The sequence below is a fragment of the Erwinia typographi genome (assembly GCF_000773975.1).
Classification (GTDB): Bacteria; Pseudomonadota; Gammaproteobacteria; order Enterobacterales; family Enterobacteriaceae; genus Erwinia; species Erwinia typographi.
The window spans coordinates 1-8,435 of the sequence record NZ_JRUQ01000129.1; the positions used below are offsets into that span (position 1 = coordinate 1).

The 8,435-nt window shown below is 51.7% G+C and carries 9 protein-coding genes and 1 tRNA gene; 5 read left to right on the forward strand and 5 right to left on the reverse strand.

The features are described 5' to 3' along the window. Positions 1–108 precede the first annotated feature (108 nt). A complete protein-coding gene (locus tag NG99_RS27235) occupies positions 109–648 on the reverse strand; it encodes a DUF2058 domain-containing protein (RefSeq protein WP_034900018.1) in 540 nt (179 codons plus the stop codon). A gap of 102 nt (positions 649–750) precedes the next feature. Beyond that, entirely contained in the window at positions 751–1,233 is a 483-nt protein-coding gene (locus NG99_RS27240; protein ID WP_034900020.1) for a cold-shock protein, read from the reverse strand. 266 nt (positions 1,234–1,499) lie between these two features. Between NG99_RS27240 and NG99_RS27245 the strand changes: the two genes are divergently transcribed. Both NG99_RS27245 and NG99_RS27250 read left to right on the forward strand, forming a co-directional pair. Then, the gene (locus tag NG99_RS27245) at positions 1,500–2,087 is read left to right on the forward strand and encodes an LOG family protein (protein WP_034900022.1); all 588 of its coding nucleotides are present in this window, start codon (positions 1,500–1,502) and stop codon (positions 2,085–2,087) included. Continuing rightward, positions 2,080–2,493 (forward strand): NUDIX hydrolase, encoded by a 414-nt coding sequence (locus NG99_RS27250; protein ID WP_034900024.1) that lies wholly within the window; start codon positions 2,080–2,082, stop codon positions 2,491–2,493. The genes NG99_RS27245 and NG99_RS27250 overlap by 8 nt, the downstream gene beginning before the upstream one ends. A gap of 172 nt (positions 2,494–2,665) precedes the next feature. Here NG99_RS27250 and NG99_RS27255 read toward each other — a convergent pair whose 3' ends face one another. From NG99_RS27255 to NG99_RS27265, 3 genes are all read right to left on the reverse strand, one after another. Further along, positions 2,666–3,832, reverse strand: coding sequence for a low temperature requirement protein A (locus tag NG99_RS27255; protein ID WP_034900026.1), 1,167 nt, complete (start codon positions 3,830–3,832; stop codon positions 2,666–2,668). A 67-nt stretch (positions 3,833–3,899) separates the two neighbouring features. Further along, positions 3,900–5,306: an alkaline phosphatase gene (gene phoA / locus NG99_RS27260; protein WP_034900027.1), complete on the reverse strand. Its 1,407-nt coding sequence runs from the start codon at positions 5,304–5,306 to the stop codon at positions 3,900–3,902. Between the two features lie 288 nt (positions 5,307–5,594). Beyond that, a complete protein-coding gene (locus NG99_RS27265; protein WP_157032738.1) occupies positions 5,595–6,596 on the reverse strand; it encodes a hypothetical protein in 1,002 nt (333 codons plus the stop codon). A 395-nt stretch (positions 6,597–6,991) separates the two neighbouring features. Between NG99_RS27265 and NG99_RS27270 the strand changes: the two genes are divergently transcribed. From NG99_RS27270 to NG99_RS27280, 3 genes are all read left to right on the forward strand, one after another. After that, positions 6,992–7,345 carry an Rrf2 family transcriptional regulator gene (locus NG99_RS27270; RefSeq protein ID WP_157032739.1) on the forward strand — a complete coding sequence of 118 codons (354 nt, stop codon included), beginning with the start codon at positions 6,992–6,994 and terminating at the stop codon, positions 7,343–7,345. Beyond that, the gene (locus NG99_RS27275) at positions 7,326–8,024 is read left to right on the forward strand and encodes a class I SAM-dependent methyltransferase (RefSeq protein WP_034900031.1); all 699 of its coding nucleotides are present in this window, start codon (positions 7,326–7,328) and stop codon (positions 8,022–8,024) included. Before NG99_RS27270 ends, NG99_RS27275 begins: the two co-directional genes overlap by 20 nt. 215 nt (positions 8,025–8,239) lie before the next feature. Next, positions 8,240–8,327, forward strand: a tRNA-Ser gene (locus NG99_RS27280). The last annotated feature ends 108 nt before the right edge of the window (positions 8,328–8,435 follow it).

Consider the following 8,435-nt stretch of genomic DNA (forward strand, 5'->3'; position numbering starts at 1 on the left):
CGACAACCGGCTTCAGCCGGTTGGACAGGTCGGACGCCCTGCGGACGAACTGCCCGAAGGGCGAGGCACATGGACGTGCGTCGTGAGCCCCTCTCTGCAAAACGTCAATTACCACATCAAATCATCAGGCACTTTGAAATCGGCATACGGATCTTCTTCATCCTGTTCTTCCTGACTCAATGCGCTATTCAATACAATACTTTTCTCATCTCGCTGCGCAATTTTATCGGCTACGCTTGCGGGGATAATAGCGTATTCACTGACGTCACTGTTATCAACAACCAGGCGAGCAATGGCGAGGCGACCACTAATCAGCTGAGCTTGTGTAAGCTTATCCACAACTATTTTTTTAATTAAATTATTATCTGTGAAGTTAAAACCAATATCACCTTTTGAAATATTAATTCTGTTCATTTCAATAAGCTGCTTCACCTGAGCTTTATACTCTTTAGATAAAGTAGCCTGTTTTTGCTGTTCGTTTAGCTGTTTATCACGCTCAAGCTGCGCTTTTTTATTTTCTTCCACAGCCGCCCTTGCCTCACGAGCCTGAACCCTTGATTTTTTTGCCGTTCTTTGAACTTTGGCCACTTTTTTGCTGGTCACTAATCCAGCTTTGAGCATCTGCTCTTGTAAGGTGAGTTTTGTCATCTTCGTTTCTAAACCGGTTGAATAATGTGTGGGAGTGACTCCGCCCCGACATCCTGCGCCATTCGTCAACAGGAGTACGGGTCAGATTGAGTCCGAATTATTTCAGACCTTGAGCAGTTTCACCGTGGCATCGATGTCTATCTCATCTGCCGAGAAGATTAATGTCGTTCCCTGGAAAGTGGTAATCGCCAGTTTTTTCAGTGAACGCATTCCGCCAGGCTTTGCGGCTGACTTCGGCCTGATACTGTTCATCAGTACCCCCACAGACAGCACCACATCTTCTTTATCAATGCGTGTCTCGACAGGCACTTCTTCGCTGTAAACCAGGTAATTTTTGATCGACGTGAGCTTAAGACGCTCGCCAGCGATATAGATATATTTGCTTTCCGGTGCGACTTTCACAGCATAGGCTGACAAACCCTTGTTATTGGTGGTAGGTTCGAAAGTCACCGCCGCATCTTTCTTAATCAGTTCAGGGTTGGCGACCTTAATCACATGAAAATAACGGTTATCACCGTTTTCATCTTTAATAAATCCAAAACCTTTATCTTTAAACCACGTTGTGATAGTTCCGTTCATCGCCATTATCGCCTACTTAATCGTTTATCTACTTCGTCTTTTCAGCGTACAGTGTAAAGCACAATGCCTGCGCAAACTACGTCTTTGGTTTAAGCCGGATAAGAGGGACGGATGACAGAAACAGTACCGCCTTGCCCACCAGCAGCACCGCTGCCGATATCTTTACTCACCCGCAGGGGTCCATACTTCCTCCACCAAAGAGGGGGATGTTATCATGTGGCCCGCTTGATTTTCCCCATTATGAGGGTTTTTCATTTGCTTGAGGAGAAAATATGAACACCGTAGGCATATTTTGTGGATCTTCTGAAGGGCATTCAACGGCTTACATTGATGCTGCACGTCATGTCGGTAAATATTTGGCAGAACAAGGGATAAGTATCGTTTATGGCGGCGGACGGGTTGGCTTGATGGGCGCTGTCGCTGACGCTGCTCTTGCATATGGTGGACATGTGACGGGTGTGATTCCGAAATCTTTGCTGGAACGTGAAATAGCTCATACCGGATTGTCCGAGCTTCTGGTTGTGGATAACATGCACCAGAGAAAAAACATGATGGCAGAATTATCGTCTGGTTTTATTGCATTGCCGGGGGGAGCTGGAACGGCTGAGGAAATATTTGAACAGTGGACCTGGGCACAATTGGGAATACACGATAAACCCCTTGCGTTTCTGAACGTTAATCACTTTTACGATCCACTGACAGTGATGGTGCAACGAATGGTAAGTGACGGTTTTATGAAGCAAGACTATGCCAATATGCTTCGGTTTTCTGAAAATTTACACGATATTATCGATTATTTTAAAACCTACACGCCTCCGGTTTCAAAGTGGACCACACGGAACGAAAATCACCATGTCTGAACCCAAAACGATCCATATTGCTGCAGCCATCATGACAGATGGACAAGGGCGATTACTCCTTGTCAGGAAAAGAGGCACCGATTATTTTATGCAACCCGGAGGGAAAATTGAATCAGGTGAAGACGCTAAGTCAGCACTGATTCGGGAACTCAGGGAAGAGCTGAATCTTGAATTATTGCCTGAGGAACTTAAACCGCTTGGCGAATTTACAGAGATCGCAGCTAATGAACCCGGACATCTGGTTCATGCCAATATGTTCAGCACAGAAAGGCGCATTCAGGAGGTTCAACCTGCCGCTGAAATTGAGGAAATCCTCTGGTTGTCCCCTTCTGATATCTCGTCCAGGCAACTGGCACCGTTAACGGCAAACAAAATTGTCCCACGCTTATGGCCATCGTCATTGTAGAAAACCTATTGCAAGGTTCTCGTTTAGCCATCTCGACCATTACATAGAGGTGGCTTTATTCTCTGTAAGTATCGCCATTTCAGCTAGTTCCAGAAAGTGCAGATAGGGTCGCCGCCAGTATGCCATCTGCACTGCCCCTCAGCCAGCCAGCATCAAAATAGCCTGAACGGGATTATTGCTGCGCCACGCTTCTGGCGCGGGAAATGCTTTCCCATCCCGCGACAACAATCATGATGACCGTGGTTAAGCCGTTGATCATCAGCCGATCGGTAATAAAACACACCGGCAGCAGCGCTAACAGCGCCACCAGACCAACAACATGCGACAGCGGGAAGCGACGATAGATCATCGTCTTATAAATACCGTTTGCGGCAAGATAGGCCGCCGGGCCCAGCAGCAGAACGGCAATGGCGCTGGCCTCCATATGACCATCGGGATGCACAATCACCAGCTCATTAGCCACCGCGCACACAATGATCGCGCCGACCAACACCACATGTACATAGTGATAGCATGCGCCCATCTGCCCCGGATTCTCCGCCTGCTGAATGGCGTGGCTGCCCGCCTTGCTGCTGGTATCAAAATAGACCCACCACATCGCCAGGCTGCCAACAAAGGCCACCAGCGAAGCTATCACCACCGGCGCCTGCCAGTGCGCAATTTCACTCAGCGTCGCGCCGGTAATCAGAATAGTTTCACCCAGTGCCACAATCACAAACAGCTGGCAGCGCTCGGCCAGATGATGACCTTCAATCGTCCACTCATTCGACGCATCAGAGCGCCCCAGCAGCGGCAGCCAGAAACCTGTCATTGGAGAAATATAGATACAGGCAATCGCAATAGCCCACCAGAGCAGGCGGTCATTGCCCTCCGCGAAGCCACCAGCCAGCCAGAACACTGCCGAAATCAGCATCCAGCCAAGGATGCGTTGAAAGTTACGTTGTAACAGATGACTCTCCGGCAGCAAGAAAAGCGTTACCGCACTGCGCCCCACCTGCATCGCAATGTAGAACAAGGCAAATATCAGGCCACGATCGCCAAAGGCTTCAGGCAGCGCGGCCGAGGCGAACAGTCCAAGCAGCATGATGGCAAACAACAGCAGGCGGATCTGGCGGGTGTCGGGATCAAACCAGTTAGTGACCCAGGCGGTATATTGCCAGGCCAGCCAGACGGCAAACCACAGCAGCAGCGTTTGCAGCGCGCCGATAAGCGTCAGGTGATGCAGTAAATAGTGGGAAAGTTGAGTGACGGCGAAAACATAAATCAGATCGAACAACAGTTCAGAAAAGGAGACGCTGGCGCCCTGGCCATCGCGAACGCGTAACAAGCTTTGCCGCATGAAGTTATTCCTGAAGGGGAGCTGTCATTCCAGCTTAGCGAAGCTCCCCCAGGCTCACCAGAAAATATTACTTAATGTCCATCGCCGACTTGATGGTATAGAACAGATCGGTCTGGTCGGTCAGGCCCACCACGTTTGCTGCATAAGGGCCGTAGGCGGCGATGCGCAGCTGGGTGCCGGTGTGCCCCTGAGAGTCTTCCTCAGAATTACCGTAGCTGAGGGTCATGACGCCACCCTCTCTGGTGTTCAGCGTTTGCGTCAGGCCCGGCGCCTTGCTGTCATTGGCGATTATCTGGCTGGAGTGGGCGTGATCTGCCGTGACGATAACCAGCGTATTGCCCTCCTGCTGCGCAAACGCCAGCGCCCTCTGCACCGCTTCATCCAGATCTACCGTTTCGCCGATTTGCCCACAAGGGTTAGCCGCATGGTCCTGCTTATCAATCGAAGCCCCTTCTACCTGCAGGAAGAAACCGTTCTGGTTTTTGCTCAGCAGTTCGATGGCTTTGTCGGTCATCTGCGCCAGCGTTGGCGTGCTCGCCGGACGATCGTTATTGACTTCACAGGTCACCGGCTTGCCGTCAATATTACCGTGATAAGTGGCCTTCGGGCCTTTCCAGCGCACCGGCATGTTGCCCTGAGCAAACAGCCCCAGCACCGGCTGCTGCTGGCTGGCTTCGCTTACGCTGTTGAGACCGTTAAGATCGCTGACCCACTGATAGCCGCGCAGTTTAGCCTGCTCTTCCAGCGTTTTGCCCTGCCATTCCCCGGCCCTGGCCGTCTCGCTGAAGGTTTTGCCTCCGCCGCCCAGCGTGACGTCCGCACGGGCATTCAGTAATTGTTCAGCTATGGAGCCTTTGCCGCCGTTTTCCAGCGCGTTGGTAGCGCAAAGCTCGCTGGTTTTTTCCGGGCCGTAGCATTTACGCGAGGTAACGTGGGCGATTTGCGCCGCTGGCGTCGCATCCTCCAGCTCGGCGGTGGAGACGTTGCCGGTGGCCTTGCCAGCCTTTTTCGCCATTTCCAGCAGAGTAGGATGGTCCTTACCGTTTACATCGACCCCAATCGCACCGTTGTAAGACTTCACGCCGGTACTCCAGGCCGTTGCCGACGCGGCTGAGTCAGTAACGTAGTCTGGCTTATGCGTTTTCTTGTCCAGCGCATAGTGAGTGTACTGGCCGCTCAGCGGTAGCGCATCGATGCCTTTGAAAAAGCCGCCCGCTCCTTCCGCGTAGTTACGCGCGGCGGTGATTTCGGAATCCCCCATCCCGTCCCCGATCAGCAGGATGACGTTTTTGGCTTTGTTGCTGTTGAGGGAAGCCTTCAACGCGTCCGTTTGATCCTGCGTCAGGCGGCGAGCGCCGCCCGGCTGTGTGATATCACCCTGTGCAGCGCGGCTGTAGGCGGCAACGTCGGCCAGGGCATTAGCGGAGAGAACCGTAGCAATAAATGACAGGGTCAGGCGGTATTTATGTTTCATAAACTCAACGCTCCGTGAGAAAGTTTTGCTAAAGATTTCACGGAGCCAGTTTGCGACACAACCATGACATTTTTGCGTCTTTAGTATGTCGTTATGATGACAGCAAGCCAGACGACATTTCAGTGCTAAAGCCAGTACGGTGAGGTGCCCGATAGCTGAAGGAGCATGGCTGTAGGTGTGTATACGGCAGCGTATCTGGTGTCAGACGGCTGGCCTCAGTCGGCGGGAGGTTTCGGAGGATAAGGGGGCGGCTAACCACAGGGCGCGTCAGCCCCCCTCACCTCAGAATTACGCTTTGCCAAAGCTGACATCAATGTTCATCGCATCGGTATGTCGCATCGGATTGCTCCCCTGTCCGAGCTGATCGTCATTCGGGTGAATATAGGTATCGCCAGTGCCCAGCTTATCTTCCATATACTGCCCACCCGCTTTCATGGTATCGGTTGAACCGTCATACCAGCCTGCAATGGTTTTGTCACCGGCGCTATCTTCTGAAACGATATTTGACGGCGCGTCGTCAGCGATACTTTTGTTATCGCCAATATTAAAGCCATTGTGGTCGGTAGCACTGATTGACGCGTTACGCCCATCAATGTCGCTGGTGTTAACAAAGCCATTGTAAAACTCCAGTCGGCTGGCGCTGTCCTGGTATTTACCATCGGCGTCAGCCTGCTTGATTACGCCGGTAAAATTGTCCTGATAGTTCATTGTCCCCATCTCACCAGGCTTGAGCTTCATCTCAGCGACTTTCTTATTATCCTTGTCGAACATTCCGAGCGAAATATCATGATCTTCATTGTTGGTGATATCGAACGAACGGGGTCCGCTACCAACCGACTTGCCTGAATCCTGGGTCGTACTGGCAGCGGCAGCTGAGTCAGTGCTGGCGGTTGAAGATGACTGACCATCGACGCCACCGGAACCGGCTGCCGTGGAAGGTGCCGGTTGTGCCGGGGTAGTCGCACTCGCCTTCTCCGGCGGTTGGGCAACGTTGCCGGCGGTTGCTGCACCAGCATCCGCAGTTGGCGAACGGGTGTCAGCCGCGCCAGACGAGAGTGAATTGTTTAAGGCGCTGGCGACTGGCGAGCCACTGCCCGCACTGTCAGTGCTGGTTGCAGGCGAGCCGTTACTGTCGTCAGTGCTGTTGCCGCTATTCTGTTGCAGAAACTGCATCAGCATTTTGAGTATTTCACTCAATAACTGTGAAATCTGCTGGTTGAGTTCTCCGCCGGAATTTTGCGTATTGCCGTCCGAACCAGCGTCATCAACCGCAGAATGCTTTTGCGACATCGTGTTGCCGAAATTCAGGGCGCTGCCACCCGATTGTGCTGCACCATAATTAATACCGCCCCCAGACTGCCCTGCTGAATGTGTTTTACTGGACAGATCCGAAGTCCCGGAAGCCGGACCAAAACGGTTATCAGATGGCTGTGGAGGAATAACATAGCCTGCAGAGCTGAAACTATTCACTGACATAGGATTTTCTACACGGTGAGTGGGGGTATAAAGGTGAGTGAAAAAATACCGCCCCTTGTTCCGTTGAGTACAAAATTTAGTCCAATCGTTGGGCTTTATCCTCTCGCCCCCTGTCACTGTGTTGTCTTCAGCCGCGTAATCAACCCGAGTAAAATCCGCGTCTGCAGCTTACTATTGACAGCATTTTGTAATGTAATATTGTAAGTTACATGAAAAGAGACGATCCATTTTCCGGCATACATTCGATTAAAGGTCATGGCGGCGGCTGGATGCTGACCGCTGAGATGCCCAAAATCATCCTCGCTGCGATCTGGTATGCCGTTGGAGAACCGACATTGATTGCCTTATCTCATGGCAATGAATCTCCCGGATGCCCGGTCGGAAAAGTCGTCAATTGCGCCCGGAGTCAAGCCTGTCAGGATGCGAAAGCACAGTTTTTTGTGCGTCTGGGCAAGGTCACACTGGACCAACTTTCGCAGGATTTTCATTATCACTATGCCATTCACTCTGACGCTGTCTTGCCTGTCACCCCGGAGATTCTTAATGACCAACAATACCAATGATATTTTCAACAGCGAATTTTCCCGACAGTACGATGATTACAACCATCGTTTAAATGAAATAGCCAACAACTTGCATCTGCTGATTGCCATCCTGCTTCGCGATCTGCGTGAAAATGCCCGCATATTATGCGTTGGCGTCGGCACGGGTTCTGAAATAATCCGGCTGGCGCAAAAGCATCCTGGCTGGCATTTCACCGGCGTCGACCCTTCGCCAGATATGCTCGCCGTCTGTGCCGGGAAACTGCAACTCGAATCGCTCAGCAACAGATGTAAGTTGGTTGAAGGTTATCTCGGTGATGTTCCGGCCAGCGGTGACTACGATGCCGTACTGTGCCTGCTGGTAACCCACTTTATTCAGGACGATCAACGCATGGGGATCTATCAGCAAATCAACGCGCAATTAGTGGCGGGAGGGCGAATGATTGTGGCGGAGATTGCCGGAGATATGGCCGCCGATGGGTTCGACGAAAAACTGGCGTTCTGGGCAGCGATGCATTCCGTCGCCAGTAACGCCGAGCGTGACCCACAAGAGATTAAAGCTCAACTGAATGAACGCCTGATGTTACTGGCACCAGAGCAAACTGAACGGTTAATTGCAGCATCAGGGTTTAGTTCGCCTCAGCGTTTTTTTCAGTCGCTATTGATCCATGGATGGACAGCAAAGAAAGCCAAAGACTAACGTTATGTCGCCTGACCCCTTCATATATTGTGTCAGATTAATGTCACCCTGCGGACAGTGGCGGACACGGTTTTAACGTTCTGGCGACCGCATTCGACAGGCACGAGTCTGGTCTTAACCTGCCATAATAAAAAGGAAATTTTTCTTGACCAGAACCAGGCGACTCCCTATAGTAGCGCCCCGTCGTCCTGCTGGGCGAGGAAATAAAACAGTACGGTGAGGTGTCCGAGTGGCTGAAGGAGCACGCCTGGAAAGTGTGTATACGGCAACGTATCGGGGGTTCGAATCCCCCCCTCACCGCCATATTTGAAGAGAAAGTCTGAGCAACCGTTCAGACTTTTTTTTTTGCATATTGCTCCGTAGAGGGTGGGTGAGAACCCCCGACGGGGGTCGACAACCGGCTTCAGCCGG